An 18,639-nucleotide genomic window follows, 5' to 3' on the forward strand; every position below is an offset into this window, starting at 1 on the left:
GGGAAGAAAGTACGATGAAGTTCAAAAAAATAAGTATAGGGTTAATCGCTCTGTGGTTTCTGTTTTTAACTGCCGCAACGTTTTGGTCGGTCAAAGAAGAGAACAAAACGCTTCCTTCCGTCTGGACAGAGGAGGCACAGGAAGGCAGCATTGAGTATGAATTTCCAGTTGATTTGGAAGTAAGCGCAGCTGATCAGGCAATTGGCTATATCAGCATGTATGATAACGTTCCGGAATCTTTGCTGCAGGAGGGCAGAGATCTTCTGGTTGGAAAAGTGTGTTCTGTCATTCGAAAGGATGATTTGTATGAGCTTACGGTAGATCTGTATGAAAAACATTCGATTGGTGAAAACGTTGAGGGAAAAATCGAAATCACTTCTGAAGATGTTTTTCCAAAAGTGATCACACGGCAGGCGATTCATGAAGGAGACTTTGGAAAAACGTGTGTCTATTATATTAAGCGTCAGAAGGGAGCCTGGGGGTATGAAAATATTCTGGAAGAAAAAGCTGTGACATGTTTTCCAAATAGAAATTCAGATTTCGTGGTACTTTTATCAGAAGTAGACGAACCGATGGTCGTAAGCACATCAGAACTGACAAATGGAGAACGGGTGAAATTAACAGAAAAAGATTAAGGAAAAGAATACAGCCTCACTACCGGGACTTTCAGGGGTGAGGCTGTTTCATTATGTTCTATGCATGTGCCGATTTATACAGGCTTTAAAACACATTGTCATCCGAATAATGCGTCATGATACCTTTCGCATTGTAGCCCAATATATTCCGTAACTTATCAATTGCATTTGCTTCTATATATTGATTATGCCATAACCGCTTCATAAGAACTACGGTCCTAATCGTAAGAACTGGAAACATTGTGAATGACAATGAAAAATGTACGACTATCACCAAAGCCGGAAGCCTAGAAACAGGAGATGCGACCTTGACCGGCATTTTAATGGCGCTGGTGGCAGGATTTTTCGGTGTGCTGGAAGAAACCGTCCGCAGAAAAAACGCCAGTAATGCGGTGGTAATTTAAAAAATATGGAAACAAGGAACGATATAGCTTAACGGCTATGCCGTTCTTTGTTTTTTACTTAAGTACATGTTAGAAATTCCCTGGTATCTGACAATCACACATTATTTTTGCGTAATTTAATGTGTGTTCGTCGCTTTACAGTTGACAATCACACATTATTTCAATATAATATAATGTGTGATTGTCAAAGAGGGGTGAGAAACATGAATGTTAAGGAGAAAATCGAAGAACTGCGAGAAGCGTCAGAGGACGGTACGATTACCGCAGCGCAAGTAACAGAAGCCGGACTGCACCGCAGCGTTTTACAGAAGTTTGTCAAGAGCGGCGAGATATACCGCTTCGGGCGTGGCCTGTATGTGTGGAGCGACGTATGGGAGGATGATTTCTACCTTTTACAGCGAAAGTATGGGCGCGGAATTTATTCGCACGATACTGCTTTGTATCTGCGGGGCTATTCGGATCGTACCCCGGCAAAATATACGATGACCTTTCCCAAAGGCTACAATGCTTCATCCTTGAAACGGGAAAATCTAATTGTCAAGCGCGTTGTGCCGGAGAACTATGAACTTGGCAGAATTGAAATGAAATCCCCATCCGGCAATCCAATTCGTGTTTACAATTTGGAACGGACGCTGTGTGACATCCTGCGCGGCAGCGGCAGTGATATACAGATTGTCGGAGAAGCTATGAAACGCTATGCAGCATCCAAGGATAAGAACATTCACAGACTGATGCAGTACGCAGATCAGCTTCGTGTGAAGCCAAAGGTGCTGCGATATATGGAGGTTTTGCTATAGACTGTTTCAGACCGAAAAAAATGGGGTCAAAATCGCGGTCGAAAATTAAGGGGAAAAGGAAAAATTTTCCATAAAAAAGTTGATTATCTGATAGAAAAATGAAAAGGGGAGCAGATATGCAGTTACTAATCAAACAACGTGTATTTTCCTGGTCAGACACGTATGATATCTATGACGAGCAGGGGAACCAAAAGTATTTTGTGAAAAATGAATTTATCTCGCTGGGACACCGTCTGCATGTGTACGATGCGGCGCATAATGAAATTGGGTTTATCAAACAGAAATTATTTTGCTTTCTTCCGACTTTCGAAATTGAATGGAACGGGCAGTTAATGGGACATATCGAAAAACGTTTTGCACTGTTCCGCCCCAAATACGATGTAGATTTCATGGGATGGCGTGCAGAAGGTGACTTCATGGGATGGGATTACGATGTATATGAAGCCTGCAGTGCAGTCGTCCACGTACATAAAAAACTTCTGAGCTGGGGTGACATGTATGTCATCGAATATGATAATCCGAGCAATGAAATTCCGGCATTATTACTGGTGCTGGCGATCGATGCGGCAAACTGTTCACAAAATAATGGATAGCTGGTGGTGTCTGGAATGGCGTCAGGGGAGATGCGGATATGAGAACTTTGGGAAATATTCTGTGGTTTATATTTGGAGGCATGTTCGGCGGACTTGCATGGATTTTTGCAGGATACATCTGGTGTATTACGATTGTTGGAATCCCGTTTGGACGGCAGTTTTTCAAGATGGCAAGGCTTTCGTTTATGCCATTTGGCACGAGTGTAATTGGATAAAAGGTGTATGGAAAAAGATCGGGTTACCGGTCTTTTTCTATGCATATCATGAGGCGGCCATTCCTTTGATGCAAATAGAAACATGATAAAAGTATTGCGCAGCAGAATAAAGTATGATACCATAAATTTACAGAAAAAATAAAGAAACGATAGAATATTCAGTATTAATTAAAAAATCAGGAAACAGAAGGGGGGAAGTTTATGAAGATAAGACAGACAATCTTTTTATTACCTTTGTTTTTGCTGGCGGGCTGCGCATCTGCAGGAGGATCACAGAGCAGAGATCTGGATTTAAAGGAACTCTGTACAGAGGAGCAGGTTTTCCAGTATGCGGATTTTGAATGGGGAACGGATTCGGAACAGCTTTTCAAACAGAGCTTCCTGAAGTTTGATGAAAAAGATCTGGGACAGGGTGATGAGAGCAGCACAAAGACATACGAGAGCAAAGAAAAATTTTCCCTGGAAAATGCAGAATCTAACATGGATCTGGAATTTTCGGACGGTCAGCTGAGTCAGGTTTCCTTTACTTTTGACATCGAACAGGATGCCAATACATGGATTCAGAAAGAAGTAGACGAACTGAATTCTTTATACGGCGGAGGAATTGCAACTGGACTCGGAAATCAGATTTATCAGTGGCAGGGGGAGCAGGATACGGTTCTGCAGCTGACGGCTTTTACGGAAGGGGATGAAAGCGCAACCGTTATCTTAAGCGTGGCATCGATGGAATACTCGATTGGATCATAAAATTGACAGATACGGGCGCATCAGACGGCAATGTCTGGTGCGCCTGCTTTTTTGTGAAAAAACTTTCCAAAGCTTTTAAAAGCCAGAAAGATAGAATGACAAAAGTGTCACAGATGTGATATAGTAGTAGAATAATGTGAAAAAGAGAAGGATTTGACAAAAGAGATGGAGTTAGGAAATTTTCAGAAATCAGTAGATTCAGATGAAATCAAAACAATGGCATTTGAAATCATCGGAGAACCGGTAAAAGCAGTTTCCCGCATCTGCGAGCAGTGGGGCGAGGCGGAAGATGAAGTGCGGGAGTACGATGTGTATGTGATCGAGACAGATGCAGGAAAATATACACTGAAGAAAACCGGCAGCAAAGAAGCGCAGATTTATGCGCAGTATCTGTCAAAAGGAGAGTTTCACGTACCGCAGTATGTCGGCATGCGGCAGGCAGAGGATGCGGACTGGATCTGCATGAAGTATGTAGAAGGAAACGACATGCGGGATATGACGGACGAGACAACAGAAAAAGCGGCAGAAACCTTAAGTAAAATTCAGTCGTATTTCTGGACACCGTCGATGGACAAAGCGCCGGAAAATGAAGTGGAGCAGAGATTTGTCGAATACTGGAAACGCGTTCTGCGCCGAGCATCGTCCGTAGCGGATGATCCAATTCTGCGGAAAGCGTATCAGATGTTCCTGGACCGCCAGCTGACCTGTCCATGTACGATGTCAAACGGTGATTTCCTGCAGTGGAATGTGATCTATGACGGCGAAAATGTTGTCATGATTGACTGGGGATTTGGTGGAATGATGCCGTATTCTCTGGACATTGCAAGATTCCTGGCACATGCGACCGAGACACGGAGTACTTTCCCGTTCTACATGAACGATGCACAGAAAGAGCTGTTTCTGGATCGGATGTATGAAGCGTTAAAGACAAAGATTTCACGCGAACAGTTCAATCTGGATGTGAAGCTGGCCACGCTGAATGAGTATATCGAGTTTGTGGAAGCAGAAGAGGACGAAGACGGCTGGTATCTGGAGCATGCACAGGCGCTGGCAGAGGAACTTCTCAATTTGTAAAAAAACGGATTGCATTTATCTGTAAGTTGTCCTATAATAGGGAACAGAAAATAAAAAGAAAGAGCATCATTGGTGTAAAGGTGAGGGAATGTTTCTGCGATAATCGACTTTAAGAAAAACACAAAGAACGGACAGCCTGGAAAACAGGCCTGTTTTTCGTGTACGCTTAAAGACGAGAATCGCTGAATCATTTCCCTTTTTTATGAGAATAGAACAGGGATATTTTTTTGCGGGTCTGTTTTGCGTACGCAGGGCAGGCTCGTTTTGCGTAAAAAAGCAGAAAAGAGGCTGCCGGAGCAAAGGGGACTTCTGTATGATGCAGATAAAAAAATTAACACTGACACATAAAAAAGATCTGCGGGTGATTCTCGAAGATTTTCAGCTTGTACTGAATGACGGTGATAAGGCCGTTATCATTGGAGAGGAGGGAAACGGAAAATCGACGCTGCTGAAGTGGATGTACGATCCCGCACTGACGGAAGATTACATCGAATCCACAGGCGAGCGCATCATCGGAAAGGAGCGGCTTGGATATCTGCCGCAGGAACTTCCGGAGGCGGAGAAAACGAAGACGGTGTATGAGTATTTCTATGAAAAAGAAAAGTTCTGGGATCAGACACCGAAGGATCTGGCGGTGCTGGCAAGAAAATTTGGTCTGACGGAAGAGTTTTTCTATCGGGATCAGCAGATGAGTGAGCTTTCCGGCGGCGAGAAGGTGAAAGCGCAGATGATGCGTCTTCTCATGGAGGATGTCACGGTCCTTCTGCTGGATGAGCCGTCAAATGATATTGATCTTGCGACACTGGAACTTCTGGAGAAACTGATCCGCGAATGGGAGCATATTGTTGTTTTTATTTCGCACGATGAAACGCTGATTGAAAACACGGCAAATATGGTCATTCATATTGAACAGATTGTGCGGAAGACAAAATCGAGATACACGGTTGCGAAACTTCCCTATCGGACGTATGTAGAGGAGCGCCTGCAGAATTTCGAGCGCCAGGAACAGAAGGCGCAGAGTGACAGGAGAGAGAAAGCGCTGCGCGATGAGAAATACCGAAAGGTATACCAGAGCGTGGAGAACGCCTTGAACAACTGTTCCCGTCAGGCACCGTCCGTGGCGAAAAATCTGAAGGACAAAATGCATACCGTAAAGGCGATGAACCGCAGATTTGAAAAAGAAGATGCCCGCATGACAGAAATGCCGGAGCAGGAGGAAGCGATTTATTTCCAGCTGGAGGAGCAGAGGCAGTCATGCCCGCCGGGAAAACGGTCATCGAATATCAGCTTCCGAAACTGGAAACGCCGGATGGGGAGCGGGTTCTGGCGGAAAATATCACCTTAAAGATAAGAGGACCGGAAAAAATATGCATTGTCGGCCCGAACGGGGCAGGCAAGACAACACTGCTGAAAAAGATTGCGGCAGAGCTGAAAGAACGGGAGGATCTCCGCGTAGATTACATGCCGCAGAACTACGAGGATCAGCTGGATCTTTCCATGACGCCGGTCGATTTTCTGGATTCCACCGGGGAGAAGAGTGAGAGGACGAAGATTCGGACGTATCTCGGATCGCTGAAGTACACGGCAGACGAGATGGATCACCCCATCCGCGAACTGTCCGGCGGCCAGAAGGCAAAAGTATTGCTTCTGAAAATGAGCCTTGGCAATGCCAATGTGCTGATTCTGGATGAACCAACCCGAAACTTTTCACCCTTATCGGGACCGGTCATAAGAAAAATGCTCCGCGAATTTCCAGGCGCCATCATCAGCATTTCGCATGACAGAAAGTATATCGGAGAGGTGTGCGGGAAGGAGTATCTGCTGGAAAAAGACGGACTCAGACTGATCAGAGAAGAAAAATAAAAATATTTGATAACGAAAAATACGACGGTGGCTGGCCGTCGTATTTTTCCGTGGAGAGATTATGTTTGTCTTAAGAGAAGGTTTCACAGCAGATTCTGTTCCGGTGAAGTTGGGAAAAATGTTAATTTTATATTGAATTAGGTCGGGAAAAATGTTAAATTAGAGTAAGAATAACCAGGGAAAAATGTGAAATAATAAAAAAGAGAAATGGAGGAAGATCAGCATGCGTCGATTTGCAATGGATAAACTATTAGACTGGAAGAAAAAAAGTAACAGAAAACCACTGATTTTAATGGGAGCCCGGCAGGTTGGTAAAACGTGGTTAATGAAAGAATTTGGTAAGACATATTATGAAAAAACCGCCTACATTTCTTTTTACAATAATCAGAGAATGCAGGCGGTTTTCGATACGGATTTCGATATAAAACGTATTATTATGAACCTCAATATTGAATCAGGCGTAACGATCACCCCAGAGAATACATTGATTGTTCTGGATGAAATTCAAAATGCACCGAAAGCGTTGGAATCTTTGAAATATTTTTGCGAAGAAGCACCGGAATATCATGTAATAGCAGCAGGTTCACTTCTTGGCGTGGCGCTTCATGAGGGAATATCCTATCCGGTGGGAAAAGTAGATTTACTGGATTTATATCCATTCAATTTTAGAGAATTCCTGTGCGCTATGGACGAAGAAGGGCTGGAAAGTGCATTGGAAACAAAGGATTACAATTTAATTGACAATTTTGCGGATAAATATTTGTTCTGGCTGAAAAATTATTATTATACAGGCGGCATGCCAGCAGTTGTAGATGCATTTCGCTTGAATAAAGATTATGCAGAAGTACGACAGATACAGAGTGATATTGTACGGCAGTATGAGGGTGATTTTGGAAAGCATATTGAAGCAAAAGTTCTCCCAAGAATACGAATGGTATGGGATTCTATTCCGATGCAGCTGGCGAAGGAGAATAAAAAATTTTTCTTTGGACAGATAAAGAAAGGAGCCAGAAGCAGCGAATTTGAAATAGCAATTCAGTGGCTTCTGGATTGTGGATTAGTATATAAAGTCAACCGGGTAAATGAGCCTCATATGCCGCTGAAGGCGTATAAAAATATGAATGCATATAAATTATTCGTACTGGATGTAGGACTGCTCGGAGCAATGAGTGAACTGCCAGCAGAATCCATATTGGAGGGTAACGATATTTTTGTTGAATTTAAAGGCGCGCTTACAGAACAGTACGTTCTGCAGCAGTTGATTTCAGATACCCCTTATACGCCATATTATTATGGAAATGAAAAAGCAACTTTCGAGCAGGATTTTCTGATTCAGAAGGCAAAGAGTATTGTGCCGATTGAAGTAAAGGCGGAACAGAACATTCGATCCCATAGTCTTAAAACATATTGCGAAAAATTCCAGCCGGAAGAAGCAGTTCGATTTTCAACATTGAAGTATAAAGAGCAGGAGCGGATGGTAAATATACCATTATACGCTGTTTGCAACTTATAAATTAAAACAGCTATAAATCCCACGAAAGAAGGTGATCCCCATGCCATTTAAAATCATCCGAAACGACATCACAAAAGTTCATGCCGATGCGATCGTCAACACAGCCAACCCTTAGCCAATTTACGTGAAAACGTATCAGAGGGGCGGTTACTTTAATCAAAGCCAGACGTTCCACCCGTTTTACCAGCCGGAGAAGATCAAAAAGGAAGAACTGGACAAAATTCTCGAAGCCGACAGCATCGCTGATGACAGCACAATCCAGAATGCTTTTTACGATGCCCCGACAGTTGTCTATCTGTTTGCACCGTATACCTACCCAAACGACGCACAGGACTGCTGCGTTGCAAAATCATTTACGATCAGGCAGAATAAACCGAAAAATCCCGGGGAAATATGTGAACTTCCGGGGTTCATTTTGGATGGAAATATTCTTGCAATTTTACAGCGCAGTTATTATAATAAAGACAAGTTCTGCGGTAAACTCATTTTTCGCAGAAAACGCCAGAAGCGGAGGCTGACGTTCAAAAAACAAAAAAGGAGCGTAAGAGAAATGGCAAAAATTTTAATTAGCCTTCTAAATATTTACAGGGCGCAGGGGAAATGAAAAACATCGGAACATATGCGGCAAAATGCGGAAAGAAAGCACTGGTTCTGATCAGCCAGGGAGGCTACAGACGGATCGGAGCAATGATCGAAGAAAGCTTTGCGGGAAGCGACTGCGACGTTGTTTTTGATTATTTCAACGGCGAGTGCTGTGAGAGTGAGATCAACCGTCTGGTTGCTATCGTGAAAGAAAAAGGCTGTGATCTGGTTATCGGTGTCGGCGGAGGCAAAATTTTTGATACCGCAAAAGCAGTTGCCTACTACGCAGAAACACCAGTATTCATCTGCCCGACCATTGCATCGACCGATGCACCGTGCAGCGCACTGTCTGTTGTATACACAGAAGAGGGTGTATTCGAGAAATACCTCTTCCTTCCGGCAAACCCGAACCTGGTTCTGATGGATACCGACATCATCGTAAAATCTCCAGTCCGCCTGACCGTAGCCGGAATGGGTGATGCACTTGCCACCTATTTTGAAGCAAGAGCCTGCCAGAGAAGCGGAGCTACTTCCTGCGCCGGTGGAAAAACAACCGAGGCAGCGATGGCACTCGCGAAACTCTGCTTTGACACTCTGATGGAAGAAGGCGTAAAAGCCAAAATCGCTCTTGAAGCCGGCGTATGCACCCCGGCAGTCGAGAAAGTCATCGAGGCCAACACCCTCCTTTCCGGAATCGGTTTTGAAAGCGCAGGCCTCGCAGGAGCCCACGCCATCCACAACGGCTTCACCGTACTCGAAGAGTGCCATCACATGTACCACGGTGAAAAAGTAGCCTTCGGAACCCTGACTCAGCTCGTCCTGGAAAACGTACCGCTCGATGAACTCGAAGACATCATCTTATGGTGCATCGAAGTCGGTCTCCCAGTCACCTTGGCTGAACTCGGTGCCGGAAACGTAACCGACGACCAGCTCATGGAAGTAGCCAAAACCGCATGCGCAGAGAACGACACCCTCCACAACATGCCATTCGAAGTAACCCCGGAGACCGTCTTCGCCGCCATCAAAGCAGCCGACGCCTACGGCAGATACTATCTCGACGAAGAAGAATAACCCGTATGAAAAAAGATCTCCTGCCAACCTCAGGAGATCTTTTTTTATACTCAAATTTAATCAACACAAAAATAGAAGTTCCCAACTCCCTTCCTATATGTTAAAATAAACTCATCCTATTTCACAAAAAAAACATAAACCCATGTTAAAGTAAAATGGTAAAAATATCAGAAGTAAAAACACAACGAGATCAGGAAAAAGCACGAGCGGGCGGGCAGCCGGGCGTTTTCCGTCCGTCATATAAAGGAGACAAAACTCATGGAAAAATTAAAAATCCTAGTAGTAGACGACGAAAGCCGCATGCGCAAACTCGTCAAAGATTTCTTAGTAAAAGCCGGATACGACGTCATCGAAGCCGGTGACGGCGAACAGGCCGTAGACACCTTCTACGCCCAGAAAGACATCGCCCTCATCATCCTCGACGTCATGATGCCCAAAATGGATGGCTGGCAGGTCTGCCGCGAAATCCGCCAGAACTCCAAAGTCCCGATCATCATGCTCACCGCCAAAAGCGAAGAACGCGATGAACTCCTCGGCTTTGACCTCGGCGTAGACGAATACATCTCAAAACCATTCTCCCCGAAAATCCTCGTCGCCCGCGTCGAAGCCATCCTGCGCCGCAGCGGCAAAACCGGCGAAGACGACGTATTAGAAGCCGGCGGCATCCGCATCGACAAAGCCGCCCACATGGCATCCATCGACGGAAAACCAATGGAGTTAAGCTATAAAGAATTCGAACTCCTCACCTACTTCCTCGAAAACCAGGGAATCGCCCTCTCCAGAGAAAAAATCCTGAACAACGTCTGGAACTACGACTACTACGGCGACGCCCGCACCATCGACACCCACGTCAAAAAACTCCGCAGCAAAATGGGCGACAAAGGCGATTTAATCAAGACCATCTGGGGCATGGGCTATAAATTCGAGGCGGACGAATCATGAACGGAACAGAAAAACAAAATGAGACTTCCGTGGAGATGCCTGCAGAAGATTCCCGTGTGACAATGGGAAACCAGACGGAGAAAAAGCACCGGTTTCACTTGAAAATGCCACAAAAGGGAAGAAAACACTCCGTCAAAAAACGAATTGCCTACACTTTTATTGCGACCATGGCAGCTACCCTGCTTATCATCGGCCTGATCAATTACTTCTTTCTCGGGTCCTTTTATATCCGGGATAAAGAACACATTCTGGCAGAGAGCTTTCAGAAACTGAATGCGACAGGCGGAGACAGCGACAATATCCCTGATACCTTCGAGCAGTTCTGCGCTACCAACAACCTGAAAGTCATTATCACCGGACCGGAGCTCAGCAGCTTCGTCTATTCCAACGCAACCGACCGCCAGAGCCTCCAGACCCTGATCTTCGGCCTGATCAGCGGAAACGAGCAGGCAAATACCAAAGTCGTTGACAGCAAAGACAACTATCAGATCCAGAAATTCTACGACAGCCACGCCGATGCCGAGTATCTGCAGATCATCGGCTGGTTTGACAATGGAAATTGCTACTTTGCAAGATGCCCGCTGGAGAGCATCACGGATGCGGTCGGCCTTTCCAACCAGTTTTACCTCTTTATCGGCATTCCGATCATCATCATCGGTGCCATTGTGATCTGGATCATCACCCGCCAGATCGTCCGTCCGGTGCAGGAGCTGACCGAAATTTCGAAAAAAATGGCAGCCCTTGACTTCGATGCCCGCTACGTGAGCGGCGGAAAAGACGAGATCGGCGAGCTTGGAAACAACTTCAATGTCATGTCCGAACAGCTTGAGCAGGCGATTTCCGAGCTGAAAAGTGCGAACGTTGAGCTGCAGAAAGATATTGACAAAAAAACGCAGATTGATGAAATGCGCCGCGAGTTCCTCTCAAATGTCACACATGAGCTGAAAACCCCGATCGCTCTGATTCAGGGTTATGCGGAAGGCCTGAAAGACAACATCAACGACGATGAGGAAAGCCGCGAGTTCTACTGTGATGTCATCATCGACGAGGCGGCAAAGATGAACGAGATGGTCAAAAAACTCCTGAACCTGAACCAACTCGAGTTCGGTGAGGATCAGGTCAATATGGAACGGTTCGATCTGAACGCCGTGATCAGAGGCGTGCTGCAGTCCTCCGACATCCTGATCCGCCAGAAAGAGGCAAAAGTGCTCTTTACCGGCGGCGACCCGCTCTATGTCTGGGGCGATGAATTCAAAGTCGAGGAGGTTATCACCAACTATCTGACGAATGCCCTAAACCATCTGGACTACGACCACACGATTGAGATCACCTGCAAAAAAGAAGGGAATGTCGTAAAGACAACCGTTTTCAATACCGGGGACCCGATCCCGGAGGAGGATCTCGACAAGGTATGGGTGAAATTCTTCAAGGTGGACAAAGCGAGAACAAGGGAATACGGCGGAAGCGGCATCGGCCTTTCCATCGTAAAAGCCATTATGGATTCCTTCCAGCAGCAGTGCGGCTGCCAGAATTACGACAACGGTGTGGCATTCTGGTTCACACTGGAGGCAGATGGAAAAACGGAAGAAGCATGATTGCAAAAAGCGTGCCAGAAAAAGGAAATACAGCCTTTTCCTGGTGCGCTTTTCTTGCATAAAGGAAAAAGATGGTGTAGAATAATAGCACAAACGGTCAAAAAGAGAGGGAGAGAAGAGATGGCGGATTCCAACAGTACAAAGAGTGCGCTTGCAGATGCAATGAAAAAATTGATGGTACGCAAGTCTTTTGCAAAAATCAGTATTTCAGATCTCTGCGAGGAATGCGGTCTGAACCGGAAAAGCTTTTATTATCATTTTAAAGATAAATACGATCTGGTAAACTGGATCTTTTATGTGGACTTTCTGACAAACATGGGCGGAAAGAACTTTGAGAATGAATGGGATGTGCTGGTGGCGGTCTGCAATATTTTCTATCAGAATAAAGCATTTTACCAGAGTGCCCTGAGGATCGAAGGGCAGAACAGTTTTAAGGATTACTTTTACGAGATGCTCGAGCCGGTCATGGCGTTTTTTGTACAGGATCTCTTTCAGGTACAGAATCAGAAACTGTTTGTAACGTTCTTCTGTGATGCCTTCCTGACCGCAGTTCTGCGCTGGTTTTCCATGGAAAGCGAGCTGGAACCGGAAACGTTTGTCGAAGAACTGAAAGAAGTGATATATAGATCATCAGAAAAAATAGCAGCCAAAGCGGAACCAAAGAAATAAAATTCCGCTTTGGCTGTACTTTTATGCATCTGCGAGCAGTTCACGGTAAAATATATTCCGAAGAGACAACTCTTCAAAGGAAACGGTGGGCGTATCGAGTGTGCGGGCCATGTGATCCGGCAGAAGCAGCAGATACGCCGGATGGGCGGTGATAATCTGCTCAATTTTGCGGGAGTCTTCCTGCACTTCGATCGGGAAGAATGGCTGTATGGGGGTGAAGCGGTACTGTTGAACAACATCGGAAACAGCCCGGATACTTTCTTTTGAGCACGAATCATCTGCGACCAGAAAGAAAAAGACACTCTGTTCCATCTGGGAATACAGGTGGTCAAAAGAGAGCAGATAAGCGGCAGCATCTGCATCCTGATAGACTTTGTGCATACCGAACAGCGTTTTCTGATGGCGCAGGGCTTTTGCCATGGAAGCCGTTGAGGGGGCATCAATTGGAAGAGAAACCATCAGGTTCGGGCAGGATAAAAGCAGTTTCTGCTGTTTTTCGGTAAGCGGCGTATTGGAAAGAAACCAGAGAAACGCGCATTCCGGATGCGACTGGATGACGGCAAGGTAGGATTCCATATCCTCATGATGATCCATGGAGCGGAGCTGATAAGAGTAGATGCCGTATGTCAGACCGGTTCTGACCACGGATGCAAAAAACGAGGAATCGTAAGTGTCCGGGATGCGGCTGTCGAGACGGAGCTTGACAACCCAGGGAACAGCAAAGGAAAGTTCTTTCTGCTTCTGGCGCAGAATCTGCGCACCGTAGGTAAAACTGTTGTAGCCGATGTTGATGCCGAACTGACGAAGCGCTTCCGGATCGTTGCTGCGCAGCAGAAAGTCGATCGCCTGATAATACGGGCTTTCATCGTTGCGCAGAAGATCCTGAAAAATGGCAAAAATCTGATTCTGAAAGCGGCCGCGGGAAAACTGGCGGCCAAGATCGCAGAGCTTGCGGACGCTGCGTTTCGGATCTGCGTCCATCTCCACCATCGCGCGTGCAACTGTTGTGTCGATCAGTGCGCGGGTGATGTCCTGTGAATTCATAATGTGTTCCTCCGATCAAGTAAAATAAGCTGTTTTTATCATAGCAAAAAGAACACGGTAAAAACAGGGACAAAGAACAGGAATTGTCTAAAAACTCCATTCCTTAAGGAAAATTTACCAGATCTTCAGAAGAAATTTCTTTTTCTTTTGTGGAAAAAGTGGTAAAATAAAGTTAGATGGTACAAACTATCGATTCTGCCGCGCCAAAAACGCGGCGGAACCATCCGAAACGATTCCAGAAAAATAGGAAAAACGAAATGGTTTTCGAACATGGAAGATAAAAGGAGGCGTTTTGCATGAAATTTGATATGCACTGCCACACAAAAGAGGGTTCGATGGATGGAAAAGTCATGATTGAGGAGTACATCCGAACACTGAAACGAAAAGGATTTGGAGGAATGTTGGTATCCGACCACGATTCCTATGACGGATACCGCGAGTGGAAGAATGCCATCAAGGGAAGAGCACACCAGGATTTTGTGGTATTAAAAGGTGTTGAGTACGATACGTGCGACTGCGGCCACATTCTTGTGATTATGCCGTTCGGCGTAAAATTAAAAATTCTGGAGCTGCGCGGTCTGCCGGGATCGATCCTTGTCAAGATCGTCCATGCGTACGGCGGAATTTTAGGACCGGCGCATCCGTACGGCGAAAAATTTATGAGCATGATCAGCACGAATGAACGGAAGAAAAAGTATCAGCAGCGGATTGCCCAGCTTCTCCCGCAGTTCGATTTTGTTGAAATTTTCAATGCGTGTGAGAGCGCGGAGACGAACGCAAAAGCGAAACGGCTGGCGGAGAAATTCAATAAGCCCGGCTTTGGCGGAAGCGATGCGCACCGGCTGGACTGCATCGGAAAAGCGTATACCGAGCTGCCAGATACTATCAGAAGTGAGGATGATCTGATCGCCTACGTAAAAACGTGCCCGCAGATCGAATGCGGCGGCGAACATTACAACGGAACGACGAAAGACCGGATCGGCCGCCTGAACATGGTGCTTGTGGATTCGTTCTATTTCTACAACAAACTTGCAAATGGCTGGCGCTGGCGGAAGCGGAGACGTGAGCTGTTTGATATCATAGAGAAAAAACTCTGATGAATGCCTGGCAAAAAAGCGTGCCGGAAACGTTTCGTTCGGCACGCTTTTTCCTGCCCTGTATTTGAATCGAAAAAGAGAGGAAACATACGTATGCTTGCAATATTTCTTGCGCCGGTCTACATACTGGCAAATGTATTTACCGCCTACTGGCTGCTGCGGTGGATGAAGGAGGTGCATCCTTTGTTCCGCCATCCGGCCGTGCTGGGTGTCATTTTGGTGCTGTATGCATTTTTTGCACTTTCCCTGCTGACGAGCTTTCTGATCAAAAGAGATCCCGTTCACCGGATTTTAAAGGTCATCAGCAACTGCTGGCTTGGCATGTATCTGTATTTTCTTGGCTTCACCGCGATTCTGGTGCTGCTGCGCTTCATTTTTGCGCATACGGCACTGACGAAAACTTGGCTGTATTCTCCGATGGGATTGAAAGCGGTCGGCTTGGCGCGATCCTTTTTGTGACGGGAATGTGCATCTACGGAATGGTGCATGCAGTCCATATTTACACGACACGATATGAGGTTCCATCGAAAAAGGATGCACATCTGAAAATTGCTCTCGTCGCAGATCTTCATCTGGGGTACAGCATCGGCAGTCATCAGATGGAAGAGATGGTGGAAAAAATTAATGCTGAGGAGCCGGATGTCGTTGTGATTGCCGGGGATATTTTTGATAATGAGTACGATGCCATCTATGAGCCGGACCGCGTGGCGGATCTTCTGGCGGGCTTAAAGAGCCGGTACGGCACGTACGCCTGCTACGGCAACCACGATCTCGATGAGAAGATTCTCGCGGGCTTTACGTTTGAGACGAAGGAGGAGCGCATCGCCGACCGCCGGTTCGGTGAGTTTCTGGACCGCGCGAAGATTCATCTGCTGGAGGATGATGTGGTCTGTATCGATGATGCCTTTTATCTGGCGGGCCGAAAAGATCCCGACCGGATCCGCAAAACGCAGGAGACACGCGACACGCCGTCCGAACTGCTTACCGGACTGGACCAGTCGCTTCCAGTTTTTGTGATTGACCACCAGCCGTCGGAGCTGACCGAGCTGGCAGAGGCAGGCGCAGACCTTGATCTTGGCGGCCATACGCACGACGGACAGCTCTTCCCAGGCAATATCCTTACCGGCCTGATGTGGGAGAATGCCTGCGGGATGAAGAAAGTCGGAGACATGTACAGCATCGTCACATCCGGCGTGGGTCTCTGGGGACCGCCGATGCGGATCGGGACGAAAGCGGAAGTGGTGATCATCGATTACGGAAAATAAGGGTTGACAAAACCGGAACGCAGAATTATAATACAACAAAACTACGAAACAGAGGTTATCAACGATGAACGAGATGCACAGCGTACAGATGCACAGGGACGACGATTGATAGCGCTTGTATCAAAGTGAAGACTACTATACTTCACAGGTACAGGCGCTGATTGTGTTGTACCTGTGTGGAAGATAAGGCAAAGGGAAACCACACTGGGAGAAAAAGAAATACCCCGTGTGGTTTTTCTTTGCCATTTTTTATCCATGCGGGAATGACTTGAAATTTACATCAGAGAAGGGTTGTGATCGTATGGGACATACAGATTATGTCCATATGGATTTTCTGCTGATTTTGCGGCGATAAAGAAAAATCAGAACAGAAAGGCAGAAAAGACTATGAAGACAGAAATGAATACCGTAAAAGTAAGAAAAACAGAGGAACTCGAAGCAGAGCAGTTAGGAGCACACATCGGCGAAATCGTGCGGCTGCATGGAAACATTTACAAAATCCGAAAAATGAGCTCATTTGCATTTGTGCTGCTTCGGACGAAACGGCAGATGGTACAGTGCGTGTACGAGCCGGCGTATGCCCGGTTTGCATTGGAGGAATTAAAAGAAGAGGCGTGTGTCCGGTTTACCGCGGAGGTGATCCGTGAAGAGCGTTCCAGAAGCGGGTATGACCTGCATCTGTTAGACGTGGAAATCCTCTCCGAGCCGGAAGAAGTACCGCCGGTTGTCATCAACCAGAAGCGGGTCAACACTTCCATCGAGAACCTGCTGGACTACCGGCCTATCACGCTGCGAAATGAAAAAGAGCGCGCGGTTTTCCAGATTCAGGCCAGGATCTGTCAGGCGTTCCGCGAATTTCTGGATGGACAGCACTTCACCGAAATCCACACACCGAAGCTCGTAGCAGCGGGAGCCGAGGGCGGAGCTAATATCTTCTCCCTGTCGTATTTCGGCGAACAGGCATATCTGGCGCAGAGCCCGCAGTTTTACAAGCAGATGATGGTCGGCGTCTTCGAGCGTGTCTACGAGATCGCACCGGTCTTCCGGGCGGAGAAGCACGACACGGCGCGTCATCTGAATGAATATACAAGCGTGGACTTTGAGATGGGCTATATCGAGAATTTTGAGGACATCATGGCGATGGAGCAGGAAATGCTGCGGTACACATTTGGACGGCTGCAGGAGACATGCGGAGCGGAGCTTTCGCTTTTAAAAGCAGAGGTGCCGGTGATCACGGAGATTCCGAGAATCCGTTTTTCCGAGGCGAAAGAGCTGGTGAGCCGCGTATACAAAAGAGCCTTTTCGGAGAAACTGGACTTTGAACCGGAGGAGGAAAAACTGCTGTGCGAATACGTGAAGAAAACGACAGGCAGTGACTTCGTATTTGTGACACATTATCCAAGCGCCAAGCGCCCGTTCTACGCGATGGACAGCAGAGAAAATCCGGCAGAGACGGAAAGCTTTGACCTTCTGTTCCGCGGCCTTGAGGTGACGACCGGCGGCCAGCGCATCCACAATTACCGGGAGCAGGTGGAAAAGCTCGAAAGCCGCGGCATGCATGTTGAAGCGTTTGAGAGCTATCTAATGATGCACCGCTGCGGCATGCCCCCGCACGGCGGCCTCGGTCTTGGGCTGGAGCGGTTTACGGCACGGCTTCTCGGATTTGAAAATGTGCGGAACGCATCCCTGTTTCCAAGAGACATTCACCGTCTGATTCCGTAAACCAGAAGAGTGTAAAAAACTCCGGCGAAGCCGTGGCGCAGATCCACGGGCTTAGCCGGAGTTTCATAAGGTTTCCCTCCCTTTTGAAAGATAGCGTAACCGTTTGGATCTTTCTGTTATACATCAGGGGAGTGAAAATGACAAATTGTTTATTGCAGACAGGATTGCTGTATAAAAGTCAGAATTTTTGCAGAAATGAGCCTTGTAAAGCGTCCGAAAATAGGCTATACTAAACAAGGTTTGGCTGCCGGCAGAATCTGGCAGTATCGGCAAATATTGGAAAAAAGAAAGACGGGAGTTTCCCGGTTTGAGGATAGGAAAATATGAAATTATATGACATTTCCGGAGAGCAGTTTTCCGCAATGGACGCGCCGCGTCATCTGATGACGGAGGAAGGAACGGCGCAGACGACGCTCGACCGGTCACTTGGCATCTGTCAGGTGGCGGAGCTTGAGGGAAAAGTGACAAGAGAAGTGCTCGAGGAGGTCATGGAAGAAGACTGTGAACGTCTCCTGATCCGCGGCGATGCGCAGATTACACGCGATGGGGCAGATTACCTGGCAGAGAAAAAACTGGTGCTGCTCGGTGTGGAGCAGGAAACCGTCGGAAATGAGACATCAGGGAATGATGTTCATCAGCAGTTACTGAAAAAAGGCACGGTGATTGTTGAAAATCTGAATCTGGAGAAAGTGACCTCTGGTCATTATTTTCTCGTGGCTGCGCCGATCCAAAAGAAACACCAATACGGCGGCCCGATCCGTGCGGTTCTGATCGAAAATTAGGAAATGCCCTGTGTGAATCCGAAAATGCA

Annotated in this window: 19 protein-coding genes and 1 pseudogene; 19 read left to right on the forward strand and 1 reads right to left on the reverse strand. The window is 46.7% G+C overall.

Going from position 1 to position 18,639, the window contains the following annotated elements:
* Window positions 1-14 precede the first annotated feature (14 nt).
* The 14 genes and pseudogenes from DW965_RS06120 to DW965_RS06185 all read left to right on the forward strand — a co-directional run bounded on the left by DW965_RS06120 (window position 15) and on the right by DW965_RS06185 (window position 12,700).
* Window positions 15-635, forward strand: coding sequence for a hypothetical protein (locus DW965_RS06120; protein WP_117509085.1), 621 nt, complete (start codon window positions 15-17; stop codon window positions 633-635).
* A 242-nt stretch (window positions 636-877) separates the two neighbouring features.
* Window positions 878-1,039 carry a hypothetical protein gene (locus DW965_RS19090; protein ID WP_156338048.1) on the forward strand — a complete coding sequence of 54 codons (162 nt, stop codon included), beginning with the start codon at window positions 878-880 and terminating at the stop codon, window positions 1,037-1,039.
* Window positions 1,040-1,242: 203 nt separating this feature from the next.
* The gene (locus DW965_RS06125) at window positions 1,243-1,836 is read left to right on the forward strand and encodes a type IV toxin-antitoxin system AbiEi family antitoxin domain-containing protein (protein ID WP_022463308.1); all 594 of its coding nucleotides are present in this window, start codon (window positions 1,243-1,245) and stop codon (window positions 1,834-1,836) included.
* 116 nt (window positions 1,837-1,952) lie between these two features.
* Window positions 1,953-2,429, forward strand: a complete 477-nt coding sequence (locus tag DW965_RS06130; RefSeq protein WP_117509084.1) for an LURP-one-related/scramblase family protein — start codon at window positions 1,953-1,955, stop codon at window positions 2,427-2,429.
* Window positions 2,430-2,467: 38 nt separating this feature from the next.
* Complete coding sequence (locus DW965_RS06135; RefSeq protein WP_119198147.1) at window positions 2,468-2,644, forward strand: YccF domain-containing protein; 177 nt, start codon at window positions 2,468-2,470, stop codon at window positions 2,642-2,644.
* A gap of 201 nt (window positions 2,645-2,845) precedes the next feature.
* Complete coding sequence (locus tag DW965_RS06140) at window positions 2,846-3,391, forward strand: hypothetical protein (RefSeq protein WP_117509083.1); 546 nt, start codon at window positions 2,846-2,848, stop codon at window positions 3,389-3,391.
* 153 nt (window positions 3,392-3,544) lie between these two features.
* The gene (locus tag DW965_RS06145; protein WP_055226501.1) at window positions 3,545-4,465 is read left to right on the forward strand and encodes an aminoglycoside phosphotransferase family protein; all 921 of its coding nucleotides are present in this window, start codon (window positions 3,545-3,547) and stop codon (window positions 4,463-4,465) included.
* A gap of 313 nt (window positions 4,466-4,778) precedes the next feature.
* On the forward strand, window positions 4,779-5,810 hold the full coding sequence (locus DW965_RS06150) for an ATP-binding cassette domain-containing protein (RefSeq protein WP_330420951.1): 1,032 nt from the start codon (window positions 4,779-4,781) through the stop codon (window positions 5,808-5,810).
* Window positions 5,720-6,328, forward strand: coding sequence for an ATP-binding cassette domain-containing protein (locus tag DW965_RS20975; RefSeq protein WP_330420952.1), 609 nt, complete (start codon window positions 5,720-5,722; stop codon window positions 6,326-6,328). The genes DW965_RS06150 and DW965_RS20975 overlap by 91 nt, the downstream gene beginning before the upstream one ends.
* A 223-nt stretch (window positions 6,329-6,551) precedes the next feature.
* Window positions 6,552-7,841 (forward strand): ATP-binding protein, encoded by a 1,290-nt coding sequence (locus DW965_RS06155; RefSeq protein ID WP_118594709.1) that lies wholly within the window; start codon window positions 6,552-6,554, stop codon window positions 7,839-7,841.
* A gap of 550 nt (window positions 7,842-8,391) precedes the next feature.
* Window positions 8,392-9,494: pseudogene (locus tag DW965_RS06170) on the forward strand (glycerol dehydrogenase).
* Between the two features lie 258 nt (window positions 9,495-9,752).
* The gene (locus DW965_RS06175) at window positions 9,753-10,436 is read left to right on the forward strand and encodes a response regulator transcription factor (RefSeq protein WP_055218183.1); all 684 of its coding nucleotides are present in this window, start codon (window positions 9,753-9,755) and stop codon (window positions 10,434-10,436) included.
* Complete coding sequence (locus tag DW965_RS06180) at window positions 10,433-12,031, forward strand: sensor histidine kinase (RefSeq protein ID WP_243036448.1); 1,599 nt, start codon at window positions 10,433-10,435, stop codon at window positions 12,029-12,031. Before DW965_RS06175 ends, DW965_RS06180 begins: the two co-directional genes overlap by 4 nt.
* 120 nt (window positions 12,032-12,151) lie before the next feature.
* Complete coding sequence (locus tag DW965_RS06185; RefSeq protein ID WP_055226495.1) at window positions 12,152-12,700, forward strand: TetR/AcrR family transcriptional regulator C-terminal domain-containing protein; 549 nt, start codon at window positions 12,152-12,154, stop codon at window positions 12,698-12,700.
* Window positions 12,701-12,721: 21 nt separating this feature from the next.
* On the opposite strand, the gene DW965_RS06190 is transcribed toward DW965_RS06185, so the two are convergent.
* Window positions 12,722-13,744 (reverse strand): hypothetical protein, encoded by a 1,023-nt coding sequence (locus DW965_RS06190; protein ID WP_118749852.1) that lies wholly within the window; start codon window positions 13,742-13,744, stop codon window positions 12,722-12,724.
* A gap of 296 nt (window positions 13,745-14,040) precedes the next feature.
* Here DW965_RS06190 and DW965_RS06195 point away from each other — a divergent pair, with 296 nt between their 5' ends.
* The 5 genes from DW965_RS06195 (at window position 14,041) to DW965_RS06210 (ending at window position 18,610) form a co-directional block, all read left to right on the forward strand.
* Window positions 14,041-14,841: a PHP-associated domain-containing protein gene (locus tag DW965_RS06195; protein WP_055218178.1), complete on the forward strand. Its 801-nt coding sequence runs from the start codon at window positions 14,041-14,043 to the stop codon at window positions 14,839-14,841.
* A 93-nt stretch (window positions 14,842-14,934) separates the two neighbouring features.
* Window positions 14,935-15,300 carry a hypothetical protein gene (locus DW965_RS19805; protein ID WP_243036450.1) on the forward strand — a complete coding sequence of 122 codons (366 nt, stop codon included), beginning with the start codon at window positions 14,935-14,937 and terminating at the stop codon, window positions 15,298-15,300.
* A 5-nt stretch (window positions 15,301-15,305) separates the two neighbouring features.
* A complete protein-coding gene (locus DW965_RS06200; protein WP_242998340.1) occupies window positions 15,306-16,106 on the forward strand; it encodes a metallophosphoesterase in 801 nt (266 codons plus the stop codon).
* Window positions 16,107-16,493: 387 nt separating this feature from the next.
* A complete protein-coding gene (gene aspS / locus DW965_RS06205) occupies window positions 16,494-17,828 on the forward strand; it encodes an aspartate--tRNA(Asn) ligase (protein WP_330420953.1) in 1,335 nt (444 codons plus the stop codon).
* 323 nt (window positions 17,829-18,151) lie between these two features.
* Complete coding sequence (locus DW965_RS06210) at window positions 18,152-18,610, forward strand: hypothetical protein (protein WP_117800885.1); 459 nt, start codon at window positions 18,152-18,154, stop codon at window positions 18,608-18,610.
* Window positions 18,611-18,639: the final 29 nt, after the last annotated feature.

The sequence above is a fragment of the Blautia sp. AM47-4 genome (genome assembly GCF_003479865.1).
GTDB lineage: Bacteria > Bacillota > Clostridia > Lachnospirales > Lachnospiraceae > Fusicatenibacter > Fusicatenibacter saccharivorans.